The 26,687-nt window shown below is 72.4% G+C and carries 23 protein-coding genes and 1 pseudogene; 13 read left to right on the top strand and 11 right to left on the bottom strand.

Features of this window, described 5'->3' with window-relative positions; translation table 11 throughout:
* Positions 1-557 precede the first annotated feature (557 nt).
* Positions 558-1,112, top strand: a complete 555-nt coding sequence (locus tag ACSMTC_RS02005; protein ID WP_436557877.1) for an RNA polymerase sigma factor — start codon at positions 558-560, stop codon at positions 1,110-1,112.
* Positions 1,105-1,830, top strand: coding sequence for a hypothetical protein (locus ACSMTC_RS02000; protein WP_436557876.1), 726 nt, complete (start codon positions 1,105-1,107; stop codon positions 1,828-1,830). Before ACSMTC_RS02005 ends, ACSMTC_RS02000 begins: the two co-directional genes overlap by 8 nt.
* 15 nt (positions 1,831-1,845) lie before the next feature.
* On the opposite strand, the gene ACSMTC_RS01995 is transcribed toward ACSMTC_RS02000, so the two are convergent.
* Together ACSMTC_RS01995 and ACSMTC_RS01990 are read right to left on the bottom strand one after the other, a co-directional pair.
* Complete coding sequence (locus tag ACSMTC_RS01995; RefSeq protein WP_436557875.1) at positions 1,846-2,001, bottom strand: DUF6131 family protein; 156 nt, start codon at positions 1,999-2,001, stop codon at positions 1,846-1,848.
* 90 nt (positions 2,002-2,091) lie between these two features.
* Positions 2,092-2,421, bottom strand: coding sequence for a DUF3040 domain-containing protein (locus ACSMTC_RS01990; protein WP_436557874.1), 330 nt, complete (start codon positions 2,419-2,421; stop codon positions 2,092-2,094).
* A gap of 328 nt (positions 2,422-2,749) precedes the next feature.
* On the opposite strand from ACSMTC_RS01990, the gene ACSMTC_RS01985 reads away from it, so the two are divergent.
* The gene (locus tag ACSMTC_RS01985; RefSeq protein ID WP_436557873.1) at positions 2,750-3,283 is read left to right on the top strand and encodes a ferritin-like domain-containing protein; all 534 of its coding nucleotides are present in this window, start codon (positions 2,750-2,752) and stop codon (positions 3,281-3,283) included.
* Positions 3,284-3,442: 159 nt separating this feature from the next.
* Here ACSMTC_RS01985 and ACSMTC_RS01980 read toward each other — a convergent pair whose 3' ends face one another.
* The 3 genes from ACSMTC_RS01980 to ACSMTC_RS01970 all read right to left on the bottom strand — a co-directional run bounded on the left by ACSMTC_RS01980 (position 3,443) and on the right by ACSMTC_RS01970 (position 10,323).
* A complete protein-coding gene (locus ACSMTC_RS01980; protein WP_436557872.1) occupies positions 3,443-4,570 on the bottom strand; it encodes a carboxylate-amine ligase in 1,128 nt (375 codons plus the stop codon).
* Positions 4,571-4,858: 288 nt separating this feature from the next.
* A complete protein-coding gene (locus tag ACSMTC_RS01975) occupies positions 4,859-6,262 on the bottom strand; it encodes an aspartate aminotransferase family protein (protein ID WP_436557871.1) in 1,404 nt (467 codons plus the stop codon).
* A gap of 53 nt (positions 6,263-6,315) precedes the next feature.
* The gene (locus tag ACSMTC_RS01970; protein WP_436557870.1) at positions 6,316-10,323 is read right to left on the bottom strand and encodes a Pls/PosA family non-ribosomal peptide synthetase; all 4,008 of its coding nucleotides are present in this window, start codon (positions 10,321-10,323) and stop codon (positions 6,316-6,318) included.
* 323 nt (positions 10,324-10,646) lie between these two features.
* On the opposite strand from ACSMTC_RS01970, the gene ACSMTC_RS01965 reads away from it, so the two are divergent.
* The 4 genes from ACSMTC_RS01965 to ACSMTC_RS01950 all read left to right on the top strand — a co-directional run bounded on the left by ACSMTC_RS01965 (position 10,647) and on the right by ACSMTC_RS01950 (position 14,346).
* The gene (locus ACSMTC_RS01965) at positions 10,647-11,432 is read left to right on the top strand and encodes an SDR family NAD(P)-dependent oxidoreductase (protein ID WP_436557869.1); all 786 of its coding nucleotides are present in this window, start codon (positions 10,647-10,649) and stop codon (positions 11,430-11,432) included.
* Between the two features lie 50 nt (positions 11,433-11,482).
* On the top strand, positions 11,483-11,806 hold the full coding sequence (locus tag ACSMTC_RS01960) for a putative quinol monooxygenase (RefSeq protein WP_436557868.1): 324 nt from the start codon (positions 11,483-11,485) through the stop codon (positions 11,804-11,806).
* 221 nt (positions 11,807-12,027) lie between these two features.
* A complete protein-coding gene (locus ACSMTC_RS01955) occupies positions 12,028-12,759 on the top strand; it encodes a trypsin-like serine peptidase (RefSeq protein WP_436557867.1) in 732 nt (243 codons plus the stop codon).
* A gap of 162 nt (positions 12,760-12,921) precedes the next feature.
* Positions 12,922-14,346 (top strand): alpha/beta fold hydrolase, encoded by a 1,425-nt coding sequence (locus ACSMTC_RS01950; RefSeq protein WP_436557866.1) that lies wholly within the window; start codon positions 12,922-12,924, stop codon positions 14,344-14,346.
* 300 nt (positions 14,347-14,646) lie between these two features.
* On the opposite strand, the gene ACSMTC_RS01945 is transcribed toward ACSMTC_RS01950, so the two are convergent.
* Positions 14,647-14,967: a hypothetical protein gene (locus ACSMTC_RS01945; RefSeq protein ID WP_436557865.1), complete on the bottom strand. Its 321-nt coding sequence runs from the start codon at positions 14,965-14,967 to the stop codon at positions 14,647-14,649.
* 925 nt (positions 14,968-15,892) lie between these two features.
* On the opposite strand from ACSMTC_RS01945, the gene ACSMTC_RS01940 reads away from it, so the two are divergent.
* Complete coding sequence (locus ACSMTC_RS01940) at positions 15,893-16,879, top strand: substrate-binding domain-containing protein (protein ID WP_436557864.1); 987 nt, start codon at positions 15,893-15,895, stop codon at positions 16,877-16,879.
* A 90-nt stretch (positions 16,880-16,969) separates the two neighbouring features.
* Here the strand turns inward: ACSMTC_RS01940 and ACSMTC_RS01935 are convergent, their stop codons facing one another.
* Positions 16,970-17,749, bottom strand: coding sequence for a sugar phosphate isomerase/epimerase family protein (locus ACSMTC_RS01935; protein ID WP_436557863.1), 780 nt, complete (start codon positions 17,747-17,749; stop codon positions 16,970-16,972).
* Between the two features lie 5 nt (positions 17,750-17,754).
* A pseudogene (locus ACSMTC_RS01930) lies at positions 17,755-18,708 on the bottom strand (DUF2264 domain-containing protein); the annotation flags it as partial.
* A gap of 348 nt (positions 18,709-19,056) precedes the next feature.
* Between ACSMTC_RS01930 and ACSMTC_RS01925 the strand changes: the two are divergent.
* From ACSMTC_RS01925 to ACSMTC_RS01905, 5 genes are all read left to right on the top strand, one after another.
* Complete coding sequence (locus tag ACSMTC_RS01925; RefSeq protein ID WP_436564569.1) at positions 19,057-20,037, top strand: hydroxyacid dehydrogenase; 981 nt, start codon at positions 19,057-19,059, stop codon at positions 20,035-20,037.
* A gap of 145 nt (positions 20,038-20,182) precedes the next feature.
* Complete coding sequence (locus ACSMTC_RS01920) at positions 20,183-20,311, top strand: hypothetical protein (protein WP_436557862.1); 129 nt, start codon at positions 20,183-20,185, stop codon at positions 20,309-20,311.
* Positions 20,301-21,518, top strand: coding sequence for an alpha/beta hydrolase (locus ACSMTC_RS01915; RefSeq protein WP_436557861.1), 1,218 nt, complete (start codon positions 20,301-20,303; stop codon positions 21,516-21,518). Before ACSMTC_RS01920 ends, ACSMTC_RS01915 begins: the two co-directional genes overlap by 11 nt.
* A gap of 237 nt (positions 21,519-21,755) precedes the next feature.
* The gene (locus ACSMTC_RS01910; protein WP_436557860.1) at positions 21,756-22,175 is read left to right on the top strand and encodes a YciI family protein; all 420 of its coding nucleotides are present in this window, start codon (positions 21,756-21,758) and stop codon (positions 22,173-22,175) included.
* Positions 22,148-23,479 (top strand): RNA polymerase sigma factor, encoded by a 1,332-nt coding sequence (locus tag ACSMTC_RS01905; RefSeq protein ID WP_436557859.1) that lies wholly within the window; start codon positions 22,148-22,150, stop codon positions 23,477-23,479. The genes ACSMTC_RS01910 and ACSMTC_RS01905 overlap by 28 nt, the downstream gene beginning before the upstream one ends.
* Before the next feature lie 245 nt (positions 23,480-23,724).
* Here ACSMTC_RS01905 and ACSMTC_RS01900 read toward each other — a convergent pair whose 3' ends face one another.
* From ACSMTC_RS01900 to ACSMTC_RS01890, 3 genes are all read right to left on the bottom strand, one after another.
* Positions 23,725-25,332, bottom strand: coding sequence for a ricin-type beta-trefoil lectin domain protein (locus ACSMTC_RS01900; protein ID WP_436557858.1), 1,608 nt, complete (start codon positions 25,330-25,332; stop codon positions 23,725-23,727).
* A gap of 200 nt (positions 25,333-25,532) precedes the next feature.
* Positions 25,533-26,099 carry a hypothetical protein gene (locus ACSMTC_RS01895; RefSeq protein WP_436557857.1) on the bottom strand — a complete coding sequence of 189 codons (567 nt, stop codon included), beginning with the start codon at positions 26,097-26,099 and terminating at the stop codon, positions 25,533-25,535.
* A gap of 69 nt (positions 26,100-26,168) precedes the next feature.
* Positions 26,169-26,612, bottom strand: coding sequence for a hypothetical protein (locus ACSMTC_RS01890; RefSeq protein WP_436557856.1), 444 nt, complete (start codon positions 26,610-26,612; stop codon positions 26,169-26,171).
* Between the last annotated feature and the right edge of the window lie 75 nt (positions 26,613-26,687).

Below are 26,687 nucleotides of genomic sequence, written 5' to 3'. Positions count from 1 at the left end.
GGCCCCCGGTCGTAGGGGGTCCTGCCGCCCCGCTCAGTAGCGGTGGTGGCGACGGTGCCGGCGGTGGTGGCGGTGCCTGCCGTGCCGACCGAAACCGAATCGACCGAAGATGCTCACCCTGGTCTCCTCTCTCGCTCTCGGGTTTAGACCGACCGGCAATAGGGCCCGCGGCGTCGCGTGCCGATAGCTCTCTCCCTCCTTGCCCGCCATCGGGCAGGAGGGGCCCTCGGACGCACATCCCTCGTCGCGCGCAGCGCCGCTGCGCTCTCCTCACGATGCACGCCCAGACTCGGCTCTCGCCCCGCTCCTTGATCCGCGCTCCCTATTGCCGGTCGGTCTTAGTCGGGGCCACCAACTACTACGTGGAACCCGGCGGCAGGGATTGCCGACGCGATCCCGCCGGTGCGGCGAGGGGGCCTTGGCGGGCGACATCCCCCCAGGGCGCGGGGTCCATGGCGGGCGATGTGCCGCGGCGTGAGCGGCTCCTGCCGGGCAATCCCTCCCGCACGGTGGTACGTAGTGAAGTTATGCACCGGATAGGCGCCTCCCTGGAGCGGATGCCTGACGAGGCACTGCTGGCGGGTCTGATGACCGGCGACCCCGAGATCGCCATGGCCTTCGTGCGCCGGTTCCAGCACAAGATCTTCGGTGTGGCGCTCGCGGTGACGGGCGACATCCAGCTGGCCGAGGACATCGCCCAGCAGACCTTCGAACGGGCCTGCCGCTACGGCCAGGTGTACGACTCGCGCCGCGGGTCGGTCCGCACCTGGCTGGCGGCCATCGCCCACAACCTGGCGGTGGACACCATCCGGACCCGTAGGACCGTCCCGCTCGAACCCGAGGAGCTGGCGCACTTCCTGGAGGCCGTCACGCGCACCCCCGAGCGGCAGGCGATCGCCGAGGAGACCTCGGAGGAACTCCGCGGCGCCCTGGCCGAGTTGCCGCGGGAACAGGCCAGGGCGCTGGTGATGTCCGGCATCTACGGGATGACCGCCCAGCAGATCGCCGAGTTCGAGAAGGTGCCGCTGGGCACCGCCAAGACCCGGATCAGGGCAGCGATGGGGAAACTCCGCGCCTCCCTGGCAGAGCAGAGGAGGACCGGCCATGAGTGACGCCGGCGGACTCAGCTGCGCGCAGCTCCGGGAGATGGGGGCGGAACTCGCACTCGGCGTGCTGCCCGCCTGCGAGCGGGCCACCGCCATCGCCCACCTGCAGTCCTGCCCCGCCTGCCACGAGGACATCCGCGAACTGGCGCTCACCGCGGACCGGTTGGTGGATCTGGTCCCGGGGAGCGAGCCTCCGGTCGGCTTCGAGGCCCGGGCACTGCGGAGGCTCGGACTGTCGCCCATGCGCAGGATCAAGCGCCGTGTCGCCCGTTACCGCTTCGCTCTCCCGGTGGCCGCGGCGGCGACGGCCCTGGCCTTCGGCGGTGTGGGCGGCTGGGTGCTCGGTGCCTCCCAGCAGCCGAATCCGCCGGCGGTGACCGTCCCCGCCCCGTCGGCGGGCCATGCGCTGGTCAGCGCCAAGCTGGTCGCGGCCGGCCGTACCATCGGGCGGGCCCTGGTCTCCACCGGGCCGTCGCCCTGGTACTACGTGACGCTGGACGCCGCGGGGACCTCGATCGCCGGCAAGGTCAAGTGCGAGATCGAGCGCAGCGACGGCTCAAGCATCACCATCGGCCCCTTCGCCGTCCCCGGCGGGTACGGGTACTGGGACGGCCCGTACCCGCAGGGCTCGGCGCCGGTCTCCGCGATCCGGCTGCTCGCCGAGGACGGCACGGTGCTGGCGGCCGCCGCGTTCGTACCGATGTACCCTCCGCCGGAGACATAGCGTCGGTGGTGACCGTTACCAGTAGTGCTTCCGGCCGGCGACGGCGTGGCCCAGGGCGCCGAGAACCCACAGGATGAGCCCGATGGCGACGAGGATGATGCCGATCGTCCACACGATGGCGATGCCGGTGATGAATCCGATGATCAGAAGGATGACTCCGAGGACGATCACGACGACCTCCCGTTGGGTGACCCCCCTCGTCCTGGCGTGTGCCCTCACGCGCGGGGCCGTAATCGCCCGGTCGGGCGGGCCCACCGGGGGTCACCGGCCTCTCGCGCTCCGTCGTCGCTCGATCAGCCCGTGGATGCCGCGGGCGAGCAGCAGCACCGCCGTCGCGGCCCAGATCAGTGCGAACACGGTCAGCGCGGCGGTCGAGCGCAGCTGGACACCGACCGACAGCAGCCCGAGCGAGCAGGCCGCCAGCAGGACCAGGACGGACACCGGGACCCGGCACAGCGCCTGGAAGGCGGACCGCAGCCGGCCGGGCCGCATGGTGCTCAGCCGGCGGTCCAGTCCGGTGTTGGTGCGCAGCTCCGCCTCGATCTCGGTGAGGATCTGCCGCTCCCGCGGGGACAGGCCGGGATCGCCCATCGTCGTCACCTCCATACCAGCCGGTGACCGGTTCCCGCCGGGCTGTAGCCCGGTGGACGCCGCCTTTGACACCGCCGCCCGGTCAGCGCGTGCGGCGTCCAGAAGGTCACCACCATTGTCGCCGTCCACGGCCGGCCGAAGCGCCGCGGCGGGTTTCGGTCCCGCGAGCCGGCGCACCTCTCGGTCTCGTAACGCCTTGTCTCCACTGTCGAGCGGGCCTCGGCCCGCGTCCAACCGGGGGATGCGGACCGGCGCCGGCCGCGGGGTTTCCGAGCGGCCGCGGCGGAGAGACGCTGAGCAGTGACGACCGGCGCGGAAGGAGAACGCCATGAGCCACGGTCTCGCGCTGGATGTGAACCGGATCCGCCGGGAGGCCCTGCAGACCATGTCCGCGGGGCCGGCGACCACCCGGTACGGGCTGGACACCGAGCGGGTGGTCAGCGTCCTGAACGACGTGGTCGCGACCGAGGTGCTCGGCTGGCTCCGCTCCAGCCGGCAGGCGCTGGCGATCCGGGGTGAGAACCGGTCCGAGGTGCGGGCCCTCCTCGACCGGCACGCCGAGCAGGAGATGCGGCACGCGGTCGCCATCGCCGGGCGGATCAAGCAGCTCGGCGCCCAGCCCAACTTCGACCCCGCCACCCTCGCCCAGCGCGCGCACACCGACTACTCCACGCCGAACGACGGTGAACTGCGCGGCATGCTGGAGCAGGACCTGGAAGCGGCCAGGATCATGGTCTCCACCTACCGGGAGGTCGCCGACTGGCTGGGCGACCGGGACCCCACCACCAGGCGGCTGGTCGAATCCGTCCTGGTGGACCAGCGGGAGAACGCGGACGCCCTGGGTGAGCTGCTGGCCGTGTGAAGCGTGCCGCCCGCACGCGCCCGGTGTGTCCCGGAGCCCGCGCACGGCCGGTGCCACCCGTGGGCGGTCGGCGTGTCCGTGCACTCGGCCGGTCCCGAACCACCGGAGGGCCCGAGTGCCGAGGGTCGCGAGTGCGGGCACCGGATCGCCCAGAACCCTTCAGGGAACGGTCAGTTCCGCCAGCGCGTCCACCACGTCCCGCAGCCGGCCGCACCGGTGGAAGGCCCCGCGCTGGCGGCTCGCGCCGGTTCCCGCGGCCAGCAGTCCGGCCATCAGCCGCTCCACCAGCGCGTGGTCACCGCTCACCCGCAGTCCCGGCGCCGCACGTACCGCGAGCTCCTCCAACAGGGCCCGTAGCGGCCGCGCCCGCCCGGTGAACGGATCCACCCCGTCTCCCTCCAGACCGCCCCGGGCGGCCTGCCAGTGGGCGGCGCGCAGCAGCGGCCCGGACACCTCGGGCGGCGCGGCGTCGTCCCGGACCTCCGCCAGCAGAGCGGTCGCCAGGCCCCGCAGCAGCAGCGCGAGCAGGATGGTGGTGTCGAGGTCGGCGTTGACGTCGGCGACCCGGAGTTCCAGGGTCGGCACGTGCTCGGAGGGCCGTGCGTACCAGTAGATCATCCCGCGGTCGAGCAGCAGGCCGGAGTCGACCAGGGTGTCCGCGAGCCGTTCGTACCCGGCCTCGTCGAGGATCGGAGCGGGGCCGACGGTCGGCCAGCGGTTCCACAGGATCGCCCGCCAGCTGGCGAAGCCGCTGTCCCGGCCTTCGTTGTAGGGGGAGTTGACGGCGAGCGCCTGCGCGGCCGGCAGCCAGGGCCGCAGGTGGTTGGCCAGCGCCAGGGCCTGGGCCCGCGAGGCAGTGCCCAGGTGCACGTGGCAGCCGCACACACCGCCGCCGTTGCCGTCGGCGACCGCGCCGAAACGCTCGGCCATCCGTCGGTAGCGGGGGATGTCGGTGACCTCGGACGGAATCCGGCCGGGCAGCACGGGGGTGCCGCTGGCGACCAGCAGACAGCCCGCCTGCCGGGCCGCGTCCGCCACCGTCCGGCGCAGGAAGACCAGTTCGGCGCGGAGCTCGTCGGCGGAGCGCACCGGAGCGGTGCACACCTCGACCTGGGTGGGGTAGAACTCCGCCTGGACGCGCGTGTCCAGGGTGAGACCGGCCTCGGCGATCACCTCGGGTGCCCGTGGCACGGGCCGGCGGGTGCGCCGGTCGACCAGCAGGAACTCCTCCTCGACGCCCAGGCTCAGCGGCTCGGACAGTGCGTCCGTACGGCGTGCGGCTACCACGCGGGTGGCGGGGGAGGCCCCGGGTCCGGACCGGGGTGCGGCGGCAGTGCGGCCGGATCGCCGGACCCGGGGCCGGGATGCGGGAGGGGGCCGGGGCCCGGCGGGTGGCGGTCCGGATCCGGCAGGACGGAGATCGTCATGGGGAGTCCTCTCAGCGGCCCGGCACGTCGGCCGGCTGCCCCCCGTCCATTCTCCAACGGGAGTCGCTGTTCCGGCTCCGGACGGTACGCCGGGCCGGGGGTGGACGCCACTGGAGCGATCGGACGGGTGGCCCGGCCCCCTTGACCCTCACGCCGATGAGCGCACCCCGCCGACCGGGCCCCCGGAGCCGGCGGTGGCTTCGGTGATGGCGTCGAGGAGGATGGTGCAGGCGGTGTCGACGGTGTCGGGGGTGACGTTGAGTGGGGGCATGAGGCGGACGACGCAGTCCTCGCGGCCGCCGACTTCGACGATGAGGCCGTGTCGGAGGGCGGTGGCCTGGACGCGGGCGGCGAGTTTTCCGGCGGGGCGGTGGCTGGCGGGGTCGGCGAACTCGATGCCCCACACCAGGCCGCGGCCGCGGATCTCGGTGACGTAGGGGTTGTCGTCGAGGGGGGCGAGGCGTTCGGTGATCTGCCGGCCGCGTTGGACGACGTTGGTGAGGATGTCGTCGCGGCGGATGATGTGGATGGCCTGGGTGCCGGCGGCGAAGGCGAGTTGGTTGCCGCGGAAGGTGCCGGTGTGGGCGCCGGGGGCCCAGGTGTCGAGGTCGCGGTCGTAGAGGATGAGGGCGACGGGGGTCCCGATGCCGCTGAGGGCCTTGGAGGCGATGATGACGTCGGGGTCGATGCCGTACTCCTCGAAGGCGAACCAGGTGCCGGTGCGTCCGCAGCCGGTCTGGACCTCGTCGACGATCAGGGGGATGCCGAGTTCCCTGGTGAGGGTGCGGATGCGGCGGACGAAGTCACGGCGGGCGGGGATGATGCCGCCCTCGCCCTGAACCATCTCCATGATGACGGCGGCGGGCAGCGGCACGCCCCCGTTGCCGTCGGTGAGCGCGCGTTCGAGATAGGCGACGCAGTTGGTCGCACAGCTGTCCGGAGTCAGACCCAGGGGGCAGCGCGCGCAGTAGGAGTAGGGGAAGAAGTGGACGCCGGGGACGGGGTTGGCCACCGGCTGCTTCTGGGAAACGAGCCCGGTCAGCGCCATCGCGGCATGGCTGCTGCCGTGGAAACCACCCTGGAAGGTGATGATGTCACCGCGCTTGGTGGCGGTCTTGCACAGCTTGACGGCGGCATCGACCGCGTTCGCACCGGTCGGCCCACAGAAGTGGATCTTCATACGGTCCCGCAGATGAGGCGGAAGCATCGACAACTGCGCCTGGGTGAAGGCGTCCTTGGCCGGCGTGGGAAAGTCCAGACCATGCGTCAGGACACCGAGCTGCGCGGTGATCGCCGCAACCAACTCCGGGTGATTGTGACCCAGCGACAGCACACCGGCACCGGTCAGGAAATCGATGAACACATTGCCGTCCACATCACGCACCAGGCTCCCACAGGCCTCCGCGATCGCGATCGGCAACCGCCGAGGATAACTACGCGCATTCGACTCATGCTGCGCCTGGCGGGCGAGCAGCTCGGCGGAGCGGGGCCCGGGCAGATCACCGTGGACCTGTGGGCCGGACCAGGTGCGGAGTTCGTCGAGCGAGGTCATGCGTTGCCTCCAGAGTGGTGGGTGGGGTTGGTACGGGCACCCGGTAGGGCGGTTCAGCACGGACGGGCGGGGATGCCGCGCCACCGGGTGTGCGGGGGAAGGTGTTCGCCCTTCATGACCAGGGACAGTCCGTCCAGCGAGGTGCCCGCGCCGACCTCGGCGTCGTACAGCACGGCGCAGCGCAGGCCGATCGAGCTGGCCTCGCCGACCTTGACCGTGGACATCTTCATCACCCGGTCCTCGAACAGGTGGGTCTGCAGTGAGGTGAGCTCCCCGACGGCCGCGTCGTCGCCGACCTCGACCAGGTCGAACTCGGTCAGGAAGGTGGTGTTCAGCCAGACCCGCCGGCCGATCCGGGCCCCGAACAGCCGCATCACCCAGGCCATCAGGGGCGTGCCGGTGAGGTAGGCGACCAGGCTGGGCACCACCAGGTTCTCGAACAGGCCGGTGATCAGTTCGGTCCGCCGGACCCAGACGCCCCAGAGCGGTTCCACGCGCGGCCGGTAGCGGCCGATGACCAGCCACTTGAGCACCACCACGACCAGGGTGGAGAACACCCCGGCACCGAGGATCAGGGCGGGGCCGAGCAGGAAGACCGGCAGCGGCGAGGTGGACCGGGCCAGCGCGACCCCGGCGTAGACGGCCAGCAGTACGGAGAGCATGCCGACGGTCGAGGGCAGCGTCACCCGGAAGTACTCGATGGCCAGGCGGGCCGCGATCAGCCCGGGGCTCGGCTCGTAGGTGTACTTCGCGGGGAAGTTCCGGCTCTCCTCCCGGCGGGGCAGGAAGAGCGCGGGCGAGCCCAGCCAGGTGGTCTCGGGCCCGATCGGGCGGCTCGGCGCCACCGAGTGCACGCCCAGCAGGCTGTTGTCGCCCATCCGGCAGGCGCCGGGCAGCAGCGCGCCGTTGCCGACGAAGCTGCGCTTGCCGACCTCGGCCGGAGCCAGCGCGATCCGGCCCCGGTGGAAGACGGCCGGTGCCACCACGCTAACGTCCGCCACGAAGCTGAGCTCGCCGATGATCAGCATGTCCGGGTCGACGAAGCTGACGGTGGCCACCTCGGACCAGCGCCCGGTGCGGGCACCGAGCATCCGCAGGAACGGCACCAGGTACAGCGTGGAGTACAGCGAGTGGATCATGGCCAGGCTGATGGTCAGCATGCTGTCGGCGATCCACTTGCGGACTCCGAAGGCGCTCCGCTCCGCATGGATGCCCGCCCGCGCCCTGGGCAGCACCGCGCGCTTGACCAGGACGATCAGGACGCAGGTGGTGAGGACGATCACCGGGCCGGTCACCAGCGTCGACAGCAGCGCCCAGGCGAAGCCGTACCGCTGGGCCACCAGGACCACGACCGTCGCCCCGGCGGCGAGGACGGCGGCCGGGAGCAGGGCCGGCAGCGTCGCCCCCAGCGTGTAGCCCGCCAGTACCCGCGCGGGCCAGGGGCGGTCGTCGGGCTGCTCAGCCAGGGACTGCAGCACCAGTGGCACCGCCTCCCGCGGAGCCGCCGGTGAGCCCGACCAGTGCTCACCCGCCGGCACCACGTGGTCCGCGGCCACCAGGGACTGCTCGCCGACCAGGGCGCCCGCACCGATCACCGCACCGGGCAGCACCACGCTGTTGGTCCCCAGGAAGCTGCCGTCCTCCAGTCGGACCGGTGCCAGCCGCAGCCAGCCGGCCTCGACCGCGTAGGCCTGCAGCCGCGCCCCGTAGCCGACGCTCACCTCGTCGCCGAGCTCCACCAGGCACGGCAGGGGGACCGGAGCCGAGACATGGCAGCGGTGCCCGACCCTGGCGCCGAGCAGCCGCAGGAAGGCCGGCAGCAGCGGAGAGCCCGCCAGCAGCCCGACCGGTGTCATCGTGAGGATCTTGGTGTACAGCCAGAACCGCAGGTAGGTGACGCCCCAGAGCGGATACCAGCCCGGCCGGACGCCTGCCAGCACCACCCGGCAGCCGATCACCGGGAGTACCAGCAGGTCCAGGAACAGCCAGACGATCGCCACCGGCACGAACAGGCCGTAACCGAGGTGGGTGAGCGCGCCCAGCGGTCCGCTGCCGCCCAGGTCGGCCGCGTGGACGTCCCAGGAGGCCAGTACCCGGTAGAGCACGACCAGCGCCGGCAGTCCGAGCAGCAGCAGCCACCCGTACAGTGCGGCGAGCTGGGCCGCTCCGCAGAGCGCCACCCGGAGGGTGGAGTGCCGCCGCGGCGGCGGGCCGGTGGCCTGCTGCTGCGCCGCGGCCGTGGCCCCGTGCTCGACGAACGCCGCGAGCGAGCGCACCGTCGGCTGGAGGTACAGGTCCGCCATCGCGAGCCGCTCGAGGCCCGGCAGGTGGCGCAGCCGGGACATCAGCCGGGCGGCCGCCATGGAGTGGCCGCCCAGGTCGCAGAAGAAGTCGTCCTCGACCGAGAGCTCCCGGCGGCCGAGGACCTCCTGCCAGACCGCCGCCATGCGCTGCTCCAGTGGCGTTCCGGGGGCCGCGTGCGGCCGGGTGCCACCGGCCAGGGGAACCGAGACGGGGGCGGGCAGCGCCTTGCGGTCCACCTTGTCGGCGGTCAGCAGCGGGAACTCGGGGAGTACCTCGACGTAGGAGGGGATCATGTACTCGGGCAGCCTGCGTCGCAGGGTGGTGTGCAGGCGCTTGCGCAGCCCGTCGTCCTCCTGGTCCGGGTGGTTGGTCAGCGTGACGTACCCGATCAGGTCGTGTACGACTCCGTCCTGCTCCCGGGGGGTGACCACCGCGTTCTCGACCGCCGGGTCCTCCCGGAGCACCTCCTCGATCTCCGCCAGTTCGATCCGGTAGCCGCGGATCTTGACCTGGGTGTCGATCCGGCCGAGGAACTCGATCTCGCCGGCCTGGTTCAGCCGTCCCAGGTCGCCGGTGCGGTAGATGCGCGGGCTGTCGGCCAGGTCGGCCCGCACCGGGTTGGCGACGAAGCGCTCGGCGGTGAGCTCGGGCCGGTTGAGGTAGCCGATGGCCACCCCGGGGCCGCCGACGCAGATCTCGCCGCTCTCGCCGTCGGGGACCGGCCGCAGCCGCTGGTCGAGGAGGTAGACGCGGTAGGTGGGCAGCGGAACTCCGATGGTGACCGGTCGGTTGGGGGACAGCTCGGTCCAGGTCGCGGTGACCGTCGACTCGGTGGGGCCGTACACGTTGAGGAGCCGTCGGCCCTCCCGTGCCCAGCGGCGTACCAGGTCGGGCGGGCAGGCCTCGCCGCTGACCAGCAGGCTGCGCAGGGAGGGGACTTCGGGCTCGATGGTGGACAGCAGGGTCGGCACGCAGCACAGCACCGTGATCTCCTGCTCGGTGAGGAAGGCGGCCAGCCCGTCGCCGACCCGGCGGTCGTCGGTCGGCCCGGCCACCAGTACCGCACCCGAGGCCCAGGCCGGCCAGATCTCCTCCAGGGAGAAGTCGAAGGCGATGGAGAGGCCCTGGTAGACCCGGTCCTCCTCGCGGACCCGGTAGACCGGGGCGGCGACCCGCAGGAAGTTGACGATGTTGGCGTGCGAGACCGCCACGCCTTTGGGGCGTCCGGTGGTACCGGAGGTGTAGATGACGTAGCAGACCGACGACGGGTCCACCCCGACGCCGGGGCGGGTGTCCGACTGATCGGCCAACTCGCCTTCCAGCAGGTCGAGTTCGATGACCTGGCAGTCGAGTCCCTGGGTGCGCTCCCGGGTCGAGGTGGTGGTGAGGAGAGCGCACATCCCGGCGTCGCGGGCGATGAACTCCACCCGCTCGGCCGGGAACGAGGGGTCCAGTGGTACGTAGGCCGCGCCCGACTTCAGCACCGCGAGCAGGGAGACGTAGGTGTGCAGGGACCGTTCGAGCAGGATCCCGACCGTCCGCCCCTGTGCCGCGCCCCGCTGCCGCAGCAACCGGGCCAACCGGTTGGCCCGGCGGTCGAGTTCCGCGTACGTCAGCCGATCGGGACCGCAGACGACCGCGATGTTCCCCGGCACGCGGTCACAGGTCCGCTCGAAGTACTCGACCAGCTGCCGCGCCTCGGGCAGGGCGAACCCCTCCGGCGCGACCGAACCCGCGGTTGAATCCGTACGTGGCAAAGCTCCTCCTGGCCGGTCGGCAGGGAAATTCCCGAATTCGCGCTGAATCCTCCGGACAATACATACCGTCAACCGGCCTCCGCGGTACGGCGCGCAACGACTGCTTTCACCGTGAAGGCGGTCGGCGGTACGGCCTGAGCAGGCCCGTTTTCTCAGACTGCTCATATACGTATGACCGGTATTCCGCCGGGGAAAGGCGTCGGCTGTCGGACACCTTGATGGCGTAATGGAATCTCCGATTTCTCCGGTGGGCGCGGCAGAATCGGGAACCGGACGGGGCGCTGCCGCCGGTCCATGCCGCTGACGGACTTCGGAGGGTGACCATGGGTGTGAACGAGACGGGCGCCGGTGCGGACGGGCTGCCGCTGTCCGGCTGCGCGGCGCTGGTGACCGGCGCGTCCAGCGGGATCGGCGCGGCCACCGCGCTGGCGCTGGCCCGGCAGGGTGCCGGGGTCGCCCTGGTCGCGCGCCGGACCGAACGGCTGGCGGAACTGACGTCCGAGATCGAGGGGTTCGGCGGCACCTCGGTCGCGATCACCGCCGACCTGATCGACGCGGGCCAGGCACGGCAGGCCGTCGGAGACGCCGTCCGCCGCCTCGGGCGACTGGACGTGCTGGTGAACAACGCGGGCTACGCGGCGCTGGACACCCTGGAGGACGGTGATCCGAAGGACTGGGAACGGATGATCGACCTCAATCTCAAGGCGGTCCTGCACACTTCGCACGCCGCGCTGCCGCACCTGCTGCGGGCGGCCGCCGAGGGGCCGCGCGGAGTCGCCGACCTGGTGGCCGTCAGCTCGGTCGCCGGGCGGGTGGCGCGCCGGGGCAACGGCGTCTACTCGGCGACCAAACACGCGGTGGGCGCGTTCGGCGAGGCGCTGCGCCAGGAGGTCGGCAGGCGGGGGGTGCGGGTCGGCCTGGTCGAGCCGGGCGTGACCGCGACGGAGATGACGTCCGAGGACACCAGGCTCGCCACCGCCTTCGACCTGCCGAAGAACCTCTGGCTGAGGGCCGAGGACATCGCCCGCGCCATCCTGTTCGTGGTCACCCAACCCGCGCACGCGGCGGTCAACGAGATCATGGTTCGCCCGACATACCAGGACCGCTGACCGGCGGTGCGCGGGAAGGGCCGGGACCGAGGCGGGTTAGACTCTCGATCGTGATCTTCATTGTCGTGAAATTCCCGGTCAAGCCCGAATACGTCGACTCCTGGCCGTCCCACGTCGAGGCCTTCACCCAGGCGACCCGCGCGGAGGAGGGCAACCTCTGGTTCGAGTGGTCGCGCAGCATCGAGGAGCCCGACACCTATGTGCTGGTCGAGGCCTTCAAGGACGGCGCGGGCGAGGCGCATGTGAACTCGGATCACTTCCGGGCCGCCCTGGAGACGATGCGTCCGCTCGTCCAGCGGGCGCCGCAGATCGTGAGCACCACCATCGAGGGCGCCACCGGCTGGAGCAAGATGGGCGAGCTCGGCATCGACTGACACACCGACGGTGTGACGCTTCACCGACTGTCCGCTGCCCCGACCACGGCCGTTCCCGCCGTGGTCGGGGCAGTGGTGTGGGATGGGTCGCGAGGCGGGACGCGGTCGCGGCCTCCACTGCCACTCGATCGGGTGATACACCGACCGCGGCGGGTCCCGCGGATGGCAGGCTTTCCGTCAGCAGCGGGCCCGACGGACGGGCCCGGTGGGGGAGGACTCTCATGAAGGCTCGTTGGATCGGCTGCGCGCTGACCTCGGCAGTGATCATGTTCGGTGCCCCGGTGGCGGCATCGGCGGCCTCCGGGCCCACCACCTCGACCGCCCCGCCCGGGCCGGAGGCCGACAGGGTGGGTGCGCTCTTCTCGGGCACGGTCGCACCGGGCAACCACTTCTGTACCGCCTCCGTGGTGCACAGCGACACCGGGAACCTGCTGGTCACCGCGGCACACTGCCTGTCCTCGCCCGGTAGCGCCGTCTTCGCCCCCGGATACCGCAACGGGGCGGCGCCGTACGGGACATGGCGAGTCGTCAAGGTGTTCGAGACGAGCGGCTGGAGCCGGAGCAGCGATCCGGACCAGGACTTCGCCTTCCTGCAGGTGGCTCCCGACGACGGTGGACGGCAGATCGAGAGCGTGGTCGGCGGACTCCCCCTGGGCGTCGGCGAGAGCCTGAGCGAGACCGTCCGGCTCTACGGCTACCCCGACCGCACCGACCTGCCGCTGCTCTGCACCAACGCGACCACCGCCTTCAGCGCCCACCAGCGCAGGATCGTCTGCCCCTCCTACACCGGGGGAACCAGCGGCGGGCCCTTCGTGAGCGAGTCCACCGGCAGGGTCGTCGGAGTCATCGGCGGCTACCAGCGCGGTGGCGACACCGCCGACGTCTCCTACAGCGCGGCCTTCGACGACACCATCGAAGACCTCTACGAGAGCGCGGTGTCCTCCGCCTCGTGAGCCTGCCACAGGTCTGATGCCCAGTCAGCCTCAGGTAGGAGAACCCTTCGCGCGAAGTACCGCCGCAGGTCGATGTGGGGCCTGCGGCGCGCGGATAGCGTGCTGGTTCGTACACGAGAACCAGCGACAAGGGTGCGCATGCAAGACCGAAAGCTGATCCGTATGGCGCTGTCCGCTCTCACGGCGGTGGCGGCGTTCGCTCCCCTCCCGGTGGCCAGGGCGGCGTCCTCGGCGCCGCCGATCGCCTGGGAGCGGTGCGCCGGGGCGGGAGAGTCGGACACCGTCCGGTGCGGCCGGATCTCCGTGCCGCTCGACTGGTCCAGCCCCGGGGCGTCGGAGCGGACCGAGATACAGGTCGCGCGGCTGCCCGCCGCCGACCCGGGCCACCGGGTCGGCACGCTCTTCTTCAACCCCGGCGGGCCGGGCGAGGGCGAGGCCGGCTACCTGCGCTCCACCCAGGCCAGGCAGCAGTACTTCCCGGCGGCGCTGCGCGAACGCTTCGACATCGTCGCGGTGGAACCGCGCGGCACCGGCACCAACCCACCGCTCCACTGCCCGCCGCCGATCGACCCCGCGGTGAGCAGGTTCCCCGCCGACCGGGCCGCCGCCGCCGACCTCGTGCGCAGCAACCGAAAGCTCGGGACGGCGTGCGCCCAGGGCAGCGGCCCCCTGTTCGGGCACCTCGACACCGCCACCGTCGCCAGGGACATGGACGCCGTACGCGCGGCACTGGGCGAGCAGCGGATCAGCTTCCTCGGCATCTCCTACGGCTCGATGGTGGCGCAGAGCTACGCCGAGCTGTTCCCGGGGCGGGTCCGGGCCATGGTGGTGGACGGCGTGGTGGACCGGTCACTCTCCTGGCAGCGGATGGTCCTCCTCGACGCCATGGCCGTGGAGGACGGGGTGAGCCGGTTCGCGCAGTGGTCGGCCGGCCACCCGGAGAGCGCACTGCACGGCCAGGACGTCTCCGGCTTCCTGACCGCGCTGCTGCGCCGCGCCGACGCCGGGGAGATCGTGGACGGCGAGCGCCGGGTACGTGCCGAGGAGATCGCCCAGGCGGTGAACAACGGCCTCCAGACGCCCGCCTTCTACCCCGCGCTCGCGACCGCGCTGCGCCAGACCTCCGAGACGGCGAGCCTCGCACCCCTCGGCCCCCTCACCTCCGCGCAGAATCCCGAGTACGCGCCGTACCGCTCGATCATCTGCCAGGACGTTCCCGTGCCGGCCGCCGCCGAGGCCGGGCTCCCGGAGATGGTCCGTCAGGTGCGCCGAGCCGCGCCGACCCTGCGCGGGTACTCCGAGTTCTGGGACATCGTCAGCGGCTGCGCCGGCTGGCCCGCGCAGTCGCGCTGGACACCGCACAGCTGGCGGGTGCCCGCCGGCTTCGCCCCGGTACTGCTGCTCTCCGGAGCGCACGACGTGTCCACTCCGCCGGCCTTCGCCGAGTCGGTCCGGCGCTCCCTGCCCGGCAGCAGGCTGCTCCGCTGGGACGGTGACGGCCACACCGCCTGGCTCAACAACCCGGCGGCGGTCGACGCGGCGGTCGGCTTTCTCACCGATCCGGCCGCGCCACCGGCCGCTTCCTAGAGCCGCTCTCCGCCGGGCCGGGTGCCGTTCGAGCGTCGTCTGCCGGACCACCCGTTCGAGGTACCCGTGAACGGGGCACCCCCGCCGCACCGGGAGTGACCGAGGAGAGGCGACGGGCCGGCGGCCGACTGGGGCCCGGGGCGGGTGATCGGGGTGCCGCCCGGGGAGAGACCGCCGACGGACGCCCGGAAGAGTGATGCGAGGGATGTGGTCACGGCCCGGCCGGGCACGGGTGGTGCCGCCCGGCCTCCCCGGCCGTTCGGTGACGGCGGAGGCGGCGGCACCCGGGTGCCGGGGAGGTCAGGAGGCGTGGCGCTCCTGGCCGAGACGCGGCCGGGCGGGGACGGGGAGTTCCGCGACCTGCGCCGGTGCGACGGCGCGGACCGGGCGGGACGGTGCCACCGGAACCGCCGCAGCCGCGCCGGCGGCCTGGGCTTCGCGGATCCAGCGGGTGAAAGCCTGGGCGAAGTCCGGTCCGAGGCCGGCGGCGAGCCGGAGCTGCTCCAGGTCGCCACCGCGGATGGGGATACCGGCCTGGTTGAGCGCGGTGAGCATAGGGTGCACCAGCGACCAGTCGGCACGGGCGGCGGACGGCTGACAGCGATGTTCGGGATCGATCACACCTTGATCCAACCACCCGCGCGGCCGCAGGTCACGGCGTGAAGCGGCTTTGGTACGGAGGCGGGACAATGTCCCGCCGGCCCCGCCCCCGCCCGGCGCCGGGGAGCGCCTCGGAAGCGGCCGGTGTGTGACGTAGCGACAGGGCGCCGGCGCGTACAGCGACCGACGCCGGGTGCGTACAGCGACCGCCGCCGCCCGGTGTCACCGGTGCCACAGAAGATCGCATCGATCATCCCGATCTGACCGGCCATCAGCAGTCGGAGCAGCCGGACCGGCGTCCGACGCACCGTCAACCCGGCTCACGGCGACCGGAACAGGACTCCCGACGTGCCGGGGACGGGACCGGTGGCCGCGAAGACAGGGACTTACGGCCCCTGGGCCGGGCGCCCCGGAACCGCGAGGATCTACTTGGGCAGGGCAGCGAGCACCACAGTCCCCGTCCCGCCCGGTCCGACTGTCCGAGAGGAAGCCCCTCATGTCCGAACACGGCAGCAGAAGACCCCCGACCGCCGCGTCGAGGGGACGGTACGGCTGACCGGCCGTTCACACCGTGGATCCGGCGCGCCCGTCCCGCCGGCGACTTCGAAGCCCGCCATGGGCCCGAACCGCCGCCCCTGGTCCTGGAGGTGACCGGTCAGGACGGACCGGCAGCGACCGGGGCGGCGCTCTTCATCACCGATACGACGGCCATCGTGGCCGCGATGCTCCCGCGCTGTGGGGCGCGGGCCGTTCCGGCCGGCTGTGGGGGCCGGCCGGAACGGATTGCAGGACCGGGGGCGGGTGGGGCCGCCCCCGGACCGCACCGTACGCCCGCCGCTCCGATGCCGGAGCAGCGGGCGACCAGGCCTCCGGACAGGCCTGTTGATGTCGATCGTCCCGAAGTCTCCTGATCTTCACGCCGCCCACTCGATCAGTCTGCGATCGAGTGACCATCACTGCGGAGGAACGGCGGGCCCGCATCCTGGAGGTCGTCCGCGAACTGGGCACGGTCCGGGTGATGGAGCTGGCCGCCCGGATCGGAACCGCGCCGGTCACCGTGCGCCGGGATGTGGCGGCGATGGCCGACAGCGGCCTGCTGCGCCGCTCCCACGGCGCCGTCTCGCTCCCGCGCGACACCTCCTCACCCGGCCCCGAGGGCCGCCCCCTGGTCCTCGGCATGCTCGTGCCCGCCGTCGGCTCGTACTTCGACGAGGTGATCGGCGGAGCCCGCGCCGCCGCCGCGGCCGCCGGGGCCACGCTGGTGCTCGGGATCGCCCCGTATGACGCCGCGGACGACCGCACCCAGGCGGAGCAGCTGCTGGACGCCGGCCCCGACGGCCTGCTGCTGACCCCCAACTGGCACCCGGGCGTCTCACCCGGTGACACCTCCTGGGTGCGCGATCTTCCGGTGCCCGCCGTCCTGGTGGAGCGCATCGCCCCCGCGGACAGCGCCGCCGCCGAGCTGGACTCGGTCGGCTCCGACCACCGTCACGGCGTCCTGCTCGCCCTGCGCCACCTGCGGGCGCTTGGGCACGAGTCGGTGGTGCTGGCCGCGCGCGAGGACACCTGGACGGCCCACCAGGTGCGAGCCGGCTATGCGGACGGCATCCGGCTGCTCGGGCTCAAGCCCCGGCCGGTGGTCGACATCCACCGCCCCGGGCTCGACTCGGAGGCGATCGCGACGCGGATCGCCGAGGCCGTCGGTCAGGGCGTGCGCGCCGTGCTGGTCCACAACGACCAGGAGGCGATCCAACTGGCGCCGCTGCTGCGCGCCCGTGGGCTGCGCGCGCCCGACGACCTGGCGCTGATCTCGTACGACGACGTGTTCGCGGCCCTTGCCGCGCCGCCGCTCACCGCCGTCGCCCCGCCCAAGCGGGGCGTGGGCGCGACGGCGGTCGAGCTGATGCTGCGCCGCATCGGCAGCGGGTCCTAACTTCCGGTCCACCACGTCCAGTTGCTGCCGGAGCTGAAGGTCCGTACCTCGTGCGGCGGTGCGCGGGAGGGGCGGGCCGGCTGACCGGACTCAGCCGGCGGGCCGGCCGAGGAAGCTCGCCGCGGGCCCGAGCAGACCGTCGAGCGGGGCGGCCGAGGGGAACCATGCCGCCTCGTACTCCCACGACACCCAGCAGCCCGGGGGCAGCAGGCCCGTGCACTCGGTGATGGGCAGCACGCCCGCGCCGAGCGGCAGCGGGGTGCGGTCGTCCGGGCCGGCGATGTCCTTGACCTGGACGTAGCCGAGGTGCGGAGCGAGGGCCGCGTGGGACTCGACGGGCGTCTCGCCGGCCAGGTGGGTGTGCATCAGGTCCCACAGCGCACCGACGGACGGGTGGTCCACCAGGTCGAGTACCCGGGCGACGTCCCGTCCGCCACGGTGCGAGTCGTGGGTCTCCAGCAGGATCCGCACGCCCAGGGCCCGCGCCGTTTCGGCGACGGCCGCCAGCCGCCGGGCCGCGCGGGCGTCGGCCGCGGCGATGACCCCGTCGCCGCCGCGCGGGAAGACGCGCAGGTACCGGGTGCCCAGATCGGCCGCGAGCCGGAGCCCGTCGCGCAGCCCGGCGATCAGTTCACGGTCGTCACCGGGGGCCGCGACACCCAGGTAGGTGGCGAGGGTCAGCGGGGTGATACCGGCGTCGGCGAAGTCCCGGACGGCCTTCGCCCGTTCGTGGGCGGTCATCGCCGGGTGGACCGGCTCGCCGGTGCGGCAGCGCAGTTCCAGGCCGGCCCAGCCGTGCAGGGCGGCCAGCCGGAGGGCTTCGGCCAGCGGACGGCCCGGCAGACCCAGGGTGGAGAAGGCCAGTCGCATGGCGCTCACATCCCAGGGCGGACGGTCGTGACGGTGACGTCACCCGGGGCGAGGACGGCCTCGTCCTCGTCACCGTCCGGCCGACGCACGCGGATCCGGTTCCCGTCGACGCGGACGTGGAGCTCCCGGAACGGCCGGGGCGCGGCTCGGGCGAGCCTGGCCGCGCTGACGAACAGCGTGGCCTCGGTGCCAGTGCTGCCGGTCAGCACCGGCACCGCGGCCATGGAGCCGAGGGCGGTACCGCTCGGCAGCCCGTGCGACTCGGCGGCGGTGAAGCCGCTGATGTTCTCCAGCGCGGAGGTCAGGCGGAGACCGTCCGGTCCGGTGGCGGTGGAGTACGCGAGCCGGGCGTAGAGCGGGCTGTCGGGCAGCACCCGGTCACGGGGCTGGTCGTCGCTGCCGTGGTTGTGCAGGCGGACGATACCGTCGGCGGCGGTGGACTGGATCAGCCATCCGGGCCGGGGCAGCGGGACGGCCGCGGCCGCGGTCTCGGCCGGGCCCGGCTCCGCGACCGCCGTCCACATGGGGTGGTCGGCCGGCAGCAGCAGGCCGAGGAAGCCCTTGCTCGCCCAGTACGGCGAGGCCGGGCGGGAGTACGCCTGGACCATCGGGTCGTACGGGCCGAACCAGCCGAGTGAGAGCAGGCCGTTCGCAGCGACGGCCCCGCCGTCGACGAAGTACCGCAGGGTGCCGGAGGCCAGCCGGCGGGTGGCGCCGGGCGTCAGCCGGGTATGGCCGGTGAGGGCGCCCGCCCAGAGCGGCGCGGCGGCCGCGAAACGGTAGATGAGCGAACGGCCCTGGTGCATGGGGGCGCCGTCGCCGCCGAACGTTCCGGCGTAGCCGTCGAGATAGGCGGCGAGGCGGGGCCCGTAGGTGTCGAGGAGGTCCTTCGACCCGCTCAGCCGGGCGTGCAGGAGCGGGTACAGGTGGAAGGCCCAGCCGTTGTAGTGGTCGATGGCTGTGCTCCTTGGTCGGGACTGGCTGATCGAATCTAGAAATCGCCGGATCACCCGTCAAGACGGTCGACCGAATGATCAGCTTGCAGGAGAGAGATCCCGCCACCGTGGCGGGTTCGGCGACCAGCCATCGATCAAGTCGGATCAATTGATCCGGAACCGTTGACGCTGATCGGAGCCGGTCGCAGGATGGCCACACCCCGGTCTCACCGCAAGCAGCGTCAGGTGACCGCCCACCCGGGCCACTTCGAGGAGCCCCTGGAGAACCGAGTGTCCGACACGCAGACCACCTCCACCGGTGCCCCAGGCCCGAGCCCCGCCGAACGACCGCGGCCGCGGGCCCTGCTGGCGATGCACCCCGCGCTCGCACCCCACCTGATCGACTCCCGCACACTGGCCCGGCTCACCGGTCTCGCCCGCCTCGACCCCGCGGTCGTCATCGACGACTTCGGCACCCGCGAAGCCCTCGCGGCCCTGGCCGAGGTCGAGGTCATCGTCAGCAGCTGGGGCTGCCCGCCGATCGACCGGACCGTGCTCGCCGCCGCACCCCGGCTGCGCGCCGTCCTGCACGCGGCGGGCTCGGTCAAGCACCACATCACCGACGCCTGCTGGGAGTGCGGCATCCAGGTCACCTCCGCCGCCTGGGCCAACGCCCTCCCGGTCGCCGAGTACACCGTCGCCGCCATCCTGTTCGCCAACAAGCAGGTGCTGCGGTTCAGCGCCGAGTACCGCCGGCGCCGCGCCCCGCGCGACTGGCAGGCCGCCGGTTCGGGCGTCGGCAACTACCGCCGGACGGTCGGCATCGTCGGCGCCTCCCGGATCGGACGGCGCGTCATGGAGCTGCTCCAGCCGTACGACCTCGAACTGCTGCTGTACGACCCGTACGTGGACGCCGAGGAGGCCGCCGCGCTCGGCGCCCGCGCCGTGGCCCTGGGCGAACTCTGCGCCCTCAGCGACGTGGTGAGCGTCCACGCCCCTGAACTCCCGGCCACCCACCGCATCATCAGCCGCCGGATGCTGGCGCTGATGCCCGACGGGGCGACGCTCGTGAACACCTCGCGCGGCTCGCTGATCGACCAGGACGCGCTGACCGAGGAGCTGGTGGCCGGCCGCCTGAGCGCCGTCCTCGACGTCACCACCCCTGATGTGATGCCCGCCGACTCGCCGCTCTACGACCTGCCCAACGTCCTGCTCACCCCGCACATCGCCGGCTCGCTCGGTGGCGAACTGCACCGGATGGCGGCAGCCGCCGTCGACGAACTCGCCAGGTACACCGCCGGCCGGCCTTTCGCACACCCCGTCCTTCCGCAGGACATCCACCACACCGCCTGACCGGTCGCCACCCCCCGAGGGATTCGACCGACCCGTCGGGGCGAGGGGGTGCACAGCTCGCGGCGCTCTGCGGGGTGCCGCCGCTTTCGTTCCGGCGCCGGGCCATACTACGCGGCGTGTAGTACGCAGTGTGTACTATCGGATCATGCGAGAGAACATGACGAGCAGTCATATGGACTTCCTGCCCGCAGGACAGCGCGCGGCGGCGGCCTCCTGGGCACACGGCCCGCGGGCCGCCGTCGCACGCAGCAGGGGAGGCGTCGATGCGCACTGACCGTCGATGGCTGCGCCGAACCCTTAGGACCCTGCTCGTTCTGGTGATCGCGCTGGTGACGACGCTCGGCGGCTACATCGGCTATGTGGCGGTCCGGCAGGGGCAGCAGGTCACCCTGCCCGCCCCGACCGGCCGTTATCCGGTCGGCCGGACCACGGCCGACTGGACCGACCACACCCGCACCGATCCGCTCGCCCCGAATCCGGGCATGCCGCGGGAGCTGTCCGCGTGGCTGTGGTACCCGGCCGCACCCGACCCTGGCGCGCCACCCGCGCCCTACGCCCCGGGCGCATGGTCGGGGCTGCACGTGGGCGGCCTGCCCGGGCTGGGCGAGACCAGCTTCGACGACATCCGGGTGCACGCCGTCGCCGACGCCGCCGTCGCTGCCGGCCGGTTCCCCGTGGTGGTGCTCGAACCCGGGCTGGGCCTGGCCGCGCCGCAGTACACCACGTTCGCGGAGAACCTGGCCAGCCACGGATACCTGGTCGCCGGGATCACCCCCACCTACAGCGCGAAGCTGACCGTGCTGAACGGACGGCAGGTGGCCTCGACACCCACCGGCGACCCGCAGGAGTCCGACACGGCGGCCATGCGCCCGGTCCACGACCGGTTGGTCGGCGTATGGGCGGCCGACGACCGCTTCGCCGCCACCCGGGTCGCCGCGCTGGACGGCTCCGGCCGGTTCGCCGGGCACGTCGACGCGGCCACCACCGTCTACCTCGGCCACTCCTTCGGCGGAGCCGCCGCGCTGCAGGCCTGCCACGACGACCCGCGCTGCGCCGGCGCCGCCGACCTGGACGGCACCCAGTTCGGCGCGGTCGTCCACACCGGACTCGACAAGCCGATGATGCTGCTGGCCAGCCAGAGCTCCTGCGTCACCGGAACCTGCCGTCCGGGCAACACCGACGAGCAGTCCGGACGCGACGCCGCCCGCGCCTTGCTGGCAGCCAGTACCGGGCCCGTCTGGAGCTACCGGATCAACGGGGCCGAGCACTTCAACCTCAGTGACTACGGCGCCTACTACCTGGCCGCGCCGATCCGGCTCGCGGTCGGGCTCGGGCCGATCGACGGTGACGACGCGCTGACCATCACCGACGCCTACCTGGCCGCGTTCGTCGACCATGTGGCCCGCGGCCTGCCGGAACCGCTGCTGGCCGACCGGTCCTCGCCGTACCCCCAGGTCGACGTGGAGCGCACCGCGTCGTGAGCCTGTGTACAGGATTCGGTCAGCGACCTGTCGCGCCGTACCCACGCACGCACGCACGGCCGGCCTCGGGATCGCGGAGCCCCGGCCGCGGTCGAGGACCTCCCTGTCCGGGCGTGATACGAAAGCGTCTGTCGAAAAAAGTGGTCCATGTGCGTCTGGCATGTCGATTCGCGATCACGCCGTTCGACCTGGGGATGGAGAGGGTCGAGAGGCGACCCCCGATCAAGGAGACCGAAGATGGCGAAGTACATGCTGATCATGCGAGGAACGGACGAGTCCGTCGCGAAGATGATGCAGACGCCCTTCGAGGAGATGCTCGAGACGGTGGGCCGCTTCAACGAGGAGCTGATCCGGGCGGGCGTGCTCGTCGCCGCCGAGGGACTGGACGACCCGTCCCAGGGCGTGGTGGTCGACTTCAGCGGGGAGACGCCGGTGGTCACCGACGGTCCCTACGGTGAGACGAAGGAGCTGTTCGGCGGCTTCTACGTGATCGACGTCGCTTCGAAGGAGGAAGCCGTCGAGTGGGCCAAGCGGCTCCCGGCGGTGGCCGGCTCGAAGTGCGAGATCCGCCGCGTCCCGGGCATCGACGAGTTCCCGCAGGACAACGAGTGGATCGTCAAGGAGCGGGCGTGGCGCGAGCGGACCGGCCAGCTCTGATGGTCGCGACCCCCGACGGCCCGCCGCGCGCCGAGTCGGCGCGGCGGGCCGTCGAGGCCGTATGGCGGATCGAGTCCGCACGGATCGTCGGTGCACTGGCCCGCTACACCGGGGACTTCGCGCTCGCCGAGGACGTCGCACAGGAGGCGCTGGCGGAGGCACTCGTCACCTGGTCGCGCGACGGTGCGCCGGCCAACCCCGTGGGCTGGCTGCTGGTGACCGCACGGCGGCGGGCCATCGACGCCTTCCGCCGCAGGTCGGCGCTGGACGAGCGGTACGCCGTGCTCGCGGGCCGGCTGGCCGAGGGCGAGTTCAGCTCGGGCGAGGTGGCCGCGCCCGGCCGGCCGGACGACCTGCCGTGGGACCCCGACCGGGTCGACGACGACGTCCTCGCGCTGATGTTCACCGCCTGCCATCCGGTGCTCTCGGCCGAGGCCCGGGTGGCGCTCACGCTGCGCGTGGTGGGCGGTCTCTCCAGCGAGGAGATCGCCCGGGCGTTCCTCGTGCCCACCCCGACCGTCCAGGCCCGGATCACCCGGGCGAAGAAGACGATCGCCGCGGCGCACGTCCCGTTCGAGCTGCCACCGTCCGAGGAGCGGCGCGAGCGGCTCGGCGGGGTCCTGAGCGTCCTGTACGTGATCTTCACGGAGGGCTCGACGGCGACGACCGGCGACCGCCTGCTGCGCCCTGATCTCGCGTACGAGGCTGTTCGGCTGGCCCGGATGCTGGCCGCCCTGCTGCCCGCTGAGCCGGAGGTGTACGGGCTGCTCGCACTGTTCGAACTCACCGCCGCGCGCTTTCCGGCGCGTACCGGGCCCGACGGGGAGGCGGTGCTCCTGGAGGACCAGGACCGGCGGCTGTGGGACCGGTCGGCGATCCGTCGCGGTCTGGCCGCGCTAGGCCGGGCCACGGCAGCCGGGCGGGGCCTCGGACCGTACGGTCTGCAGGCCGCGATCGCCGCCTGCCACGCGGCCGCGCCCTCGGTGCGGGAGACCGACTGGGAGCGCGTCGTGCTCCTCTACGAGGCGCTCGGCCGCGTGGCCCCCTCACCCGTCGTCGAGCTCAACCGGGCCGTGGCCGTCGCGATGGCGGCCGGACCGCAGCAGGCGCTGCGCATGGTCGACGAACTGGCCGTCTCCGGCCGCCTGTCGGGGTCCTACCTGCTCCCGAGCGTGCGCGGCGAACTGCTGGTCCGGCTCGGCCGGACCACCGAGGCCCGGGCCGAGCTGGAGCTCGCCGCCCGGCTGTGCCGCAACGCCCGCGAGCGGTCGGTGCTGCTGCGCAAGGCGGCCGCGCTGGAGTGATGTCCACCCGCCCGGTGCGGCCGCCTCGCCTCATCCGAACCGCTCCACGACGGCCCTGACCCGTTCCGTGCAGTCGCCGTGCGTCAGAACGGCAGGACGGGCGGGACGCGCACGGTAAGCCGGGGGCACATCCGTTCCAGCGCGGCCCGGTCGGACGCGTCCGGCGCCGGCCGCACCCCTGGCCCGGTCAGGTAGCGGAGGATGCGGTGCTCCGCGAGGAAGCGGTGCCCGCCGGCGTCCCGGGTTCAGGCTGCCGAGTACCAGATCTGGGCCGCGGTGCCGTTGCAGGTCCACAGGTTCAGGGGGACGCCCGGCACGGCGGTGGACTTCGGGTCGTCCAGACACTTCCCGGACGCGGGGTTCAGCAGATAGCCGGTCGGTGACAGCAGCCACTGCTGCGTCGTCGATCCGGAGCACGGGGCGAGCTGGACCGTGCTGCCCGAGGTGCCGGCGGTACCCGCGTCAAGGCAGGAACCGGTGGAGACACGGAGGGTACCGTCGTTGACGAGCTCCCAGTTCTGCGGCGGGGTGGGGCTGGTGCTGCAGGTGTGCAGGCTGACCGAGGCGCTGTTCTCGACTCCGCCGCTCAGACAGTAGTTGGTCACCTTGTTGATGAAGGAACTCCAGATCGGCTGCCCGCTGTACGGGTGGCGCCAGTCCTGTCCGCTCGCGCCGCAGGTCCAGAGGATCAGCTGGGTACCGTTGGTGGTCGAGGCGGCGGGGTCGGCCAGGCAGAGTCCCGATTGCGGGTTCAGCAGGCCCTTGGCGTTCTGCGTCCACACCTGGGAACCGGTGCCGTCGCAAGGGGAGAGCCGGACCGGGGTTCCGTTGGTGAGTCCGCCGTTGGTGACGTCCAGGCACTTGCCGAGGGCCTTGACGGTACCGTCGTTGCCGACCGTCCAGGTCTGGCCCGGCGTCGCGGCGCAATCCCAGATGTCCGCGGGCATGCTGGAGTTGTCAGGGTCGGCCGCGTTGTTCCCGGCGTCGAGGCACTTGCCGGGAAGACCGGATGTCACGTTTCCGGTGGGGAGGCCGGCGGCGGGCTGGTAGGAGAAGGAGGTGGTGGCCAGGCCGGCACCCCCGTTCCAGATCTCGAAGCCCGCCTGCACGGAACAGAGTTCACCGTTGGCGGGAACATAGCCGCGGACCACGGCGTCGGCGGTGACCGTGCGCAGGTTCAGGTCGTAGACGGAGTTGCCCGGTGTGGTCATCAGGTAGCTGATGACCTGTTTGCCGCTGGTGGCGTCCTGGTGCTGGTAGACCTGGTACGTCCGGCCGCCGAGGGTGACCTGCTGGGTGGCGGTGCCCAGTGGGACGGGCCCGCCCTGCCGGTTGAGCCAGATCATCAGCTCGTGCGACGTGGTCGGGCCGCACCCGTCGGCCGCGTCCGCGTACCAGAGGTCGTAGGCGATGTCGTACTGTCCCGCGACCGCGCTGGTGGTCTGCCAGCTGGTCAGGGTGTCGCCCATCGTGGCCACCGGCATGGGGAGTTCACCTGCCCGCGGCACGTACTCGATGCGCGCGTACGCGCCCGGTGCCCCGGGCCTGGTGTTCGAAGCGCTGGTGAGTGCGCTGCTGGTGACCGTGAAGTTCGGGCCTCCGTCACTGCGCATACACACGTCGGCCGAGGAGTTCCACTCGTCCGGCATGATCCGGTATCGACCGTTGCCCACCGTCGCCGAGCCGAACGGCCCGTTGACGGAGGTGCACAGTGACACCGCCGGATCGGCTGCCGCCGCCCCCGCCAGTCCACCCTGCAGCCCGCCGACCAGCGCGAGCGTCACGACGACGGATCGCGCCCGCTGCCGGCGCGAGCGGTCGCGCCGGCGATCAAGACGGTGATGAAGCTTCAAGTCTGCTCCCCCTGTGAAAGAGACGGGTGTGTCCCGCCGGGATCAGACTGTAGTGCGAGTGGATTGCTCGACTCATGCCGAAGGCATCGAATACGTGACCGCCTCGCGGACCGGCGGTCACCCCGGCGGCGACGATCTCGTCGCGGGTCGGCCCCTTGACCGTCGGCACCCGGACCACGACCGGGTCAGCGCGGCGAGGGCTACCAGGTCAGGCCACCGAGCGTGTACCGGTCGAAGGCGTCGTACAGGTCCTCCTCGTCCGGTACGGCGGCGTCGACCGAGGGTGCCGCGGCCGTCGCGAGCAGGGCGGCGAGGCGGGCGAGCGCGGGGTAGTGCGCCTCGGCGTCGGGATGTACGGCCTGGGCACCGGCGAGGAAGGGGAGGGCCGACGGCTCCCCGATCGGGTACCCGCCGGTGACGTAGACGGCGTGCGGGTGTGCGGCGACCTCGGCGAAGGGGCCGCCGGCGGCGAGGCTGCGCAGGCAGTCGCCCAGGGGGGACGAGGAGAGGCCGGGGGCGCGGTCGTGCTCGGTGTGGTCCACCGCGTGATGGGGCACGGCGCGCACCCGGGTGACCGTCTCCCGCCGGGTGGACGGTGCCAGATCGAGCCAGGCTGAGGCGGGTGCCAGACCGGCGAGCGCGGCCGCCGCGCGCTTCTCGGCCTCCCCGAGGCGTTCGGTCTCCACGGCGAGCGCGGTGACGGCGAAGGCCGGATCAGGGCGGGAGGTGCGGTCGGTGACCGCGAGGAAGACGGTGTACCGGTTCATGCTGTTCGCCTCGACGTTGGACGCGGGTGGCCGGGCCGGAGTGGTGTCCGGTCCGGCCACCGTACGCTTTTACTTGATACAGATCTTGCCCTGGCTGTGGTTCGTCAGAGTGGTGGTGTGCGCCTTCCCCTCAGCGGTGATGGTGAACGTCGCGGTGGCCGTGTACGAGTGGCACTGCCCCTTCGGTGGCGGCCAGTTGGCCACGACACGCGCCTTGAACTTGTTCTTGCCGGAGCCGGTGTTGTGCGCTACCTGCTCGCCGTCCTTGGAGAGGGTGACGGAGATCGAGTACTCGGGCATCTTCTGCTTGCAGCCCTTGATGTCGGCATGGACGTTGATGACGTCCGGGTTGGTGTGCGACTCGTGCGGCGAGTCGAGCGCGGCTTCGCACTTGTCCCACAGCGCGTTCGCCAACTGCGGGCTGGCCACGCCCGGTTGGGCCATGGCCTGGGCCTGGAACGGCAGGAGCAGACAGACGGCGGCAAGCGCGCCGGTGACAGTTCGCCTTCGCATGGCGTACCTCCGGAAAGTAGGGATGCGGAGGAACGCTATGCGCTGACGTGGAGTCACAACTACGCGGTATCAAGC

The sequence above is a fragment of the Kitasatospora sp. HPM-01-4 genome (assembly GCF_051374625.1).
In the GTDB taxonomy this organism is placed as follows: domain Bacteria; phylum Actinomycetota; class Actinomycetes; order Streptomycetales; family Streptomycetaceae; genus Kitasatospora.
Note: the sequence above shows the minus strand (reverse complement) of the source record. Positions and strands in the feature narration are given on the sequence as shown.

What these genes read in the sequence shown, in the direction of transcription:
- ACSMTC_RS02005 (WP_436557877.1), top strand. Translation starts at nt 558, where the DNA reads ATGCCTGACGAGGCACTGCTGGCGGGTCTGATGACCGGCGACCCCGAG.
- ACSMTC_RS02000 (WP_436557876.1), top strand. Translation starts at nt 1,105, where the DNA reads ATGAGTGACGCCGGCGGACTCAGCTGCGCGCAGCTCCGGGAGATGGGG.
- ACSMTC_RS01990 (WP_436557874.1), bottom strand. Translation starts at nt 2,421, where the DNA reads ATGGGCGATCCCGGCCTGTCCCCGCGGGAGCGGCAGATCCTCACCGAG.
- ACSMTC_RS01985 (WP_436557873.1), top strand. Translation starts at nt 2,750, where the DNA reads ATGAGCCACGGTCTCGCGCTGGATGTGAACCGGATCCGCCGGGAGGCC.
- ACSMTC_RS01975 (WP_436557871.1), bottom strand. Translation starts at nt 6,262, where the DNA reads ATGACCTCGCTCGACGAACTCCGCACCTGGTCCGGCCCACAGGTCCAC.
- ACSMTC_RS01965 (WP_436557869.1), top strand. Translation starts at nt 10,647, where the DNA reads ATGGGTGTGAACGAGACGGGCGCCGGTGCGGACGGGCTGCCGCTGTCC.
- ACSMTC_RS01955 (WP_436557867.1), top strand. Translation starts at nt 12,028, where the DNA reads ATGAAGGCTCGTTGGATCGGCTGCGCGCTGACCTCGGCAGTGATCATG.
- ACSMTC_RS01950 (WP_436557866.1), top strand. Translation starts at nt 12,922, where the DNA reads ATGGCGCTGTCCGCTCTCACGGCGGTGGCGGCGTTCGCTCCCCTCCCG.
- ACSMTC_RS01935 (WP_436557863.1), bottom strand. Translation starts at nt 17,749, where the DNA reads ATGCGACTGGCCTTCTCCACCCTGGGTCTGCCGGGCCGTCCGCTGGCC.
- ACSMTC_RS01925 (WP_436564569.1), top strand. Translation starts at nt 19,057, where the DNA reads ATGCACCCCGCGCTCGCACCCCACCTGATCGACTCCCGCACACTGGCC.
- ACSMTC_RS01920 (WP_436557862.1), top strand. Translation starts at nt 20,183, where the DNA reads ATGCGAGAGAACATGACGAGCAGTCATATGGACTTCCTGCCCGCAGGA.
- ACSMTC_RS01915 (WP_436557861.1), top strand. Translation starts at nt 20,301, where the DNA reads ATGCGCACTGACCGTCGATGGCTGCGCCGAACCCTTAGGACCCTGCTC.
- ACSMTC_RS01910 (WP_436557860.1), top strand. Translation starts at nt 21,756, where the DNA reads ATGGCGAAGTACATGCTGATCATGCGAGGAACGGACGAGTCCGTCGCG.
- ACSMTC_RS01895 (WP_436557857.1), bottom strand. Translation starts at nt 26,099, where the DNA reads ATGAACCGGTACACCGTCTTCCTCGCGGTCACCGACCGCACCTCCCGC.
- ACSMTC_RS01890 (WP_436557856.1), bottom strand. Translation starts at nt 26,612, where the DNA reads ATGCGAAGGCGAACTGTCACCGGCGCGCTTGCCGCCGTCTGTCTGCTC.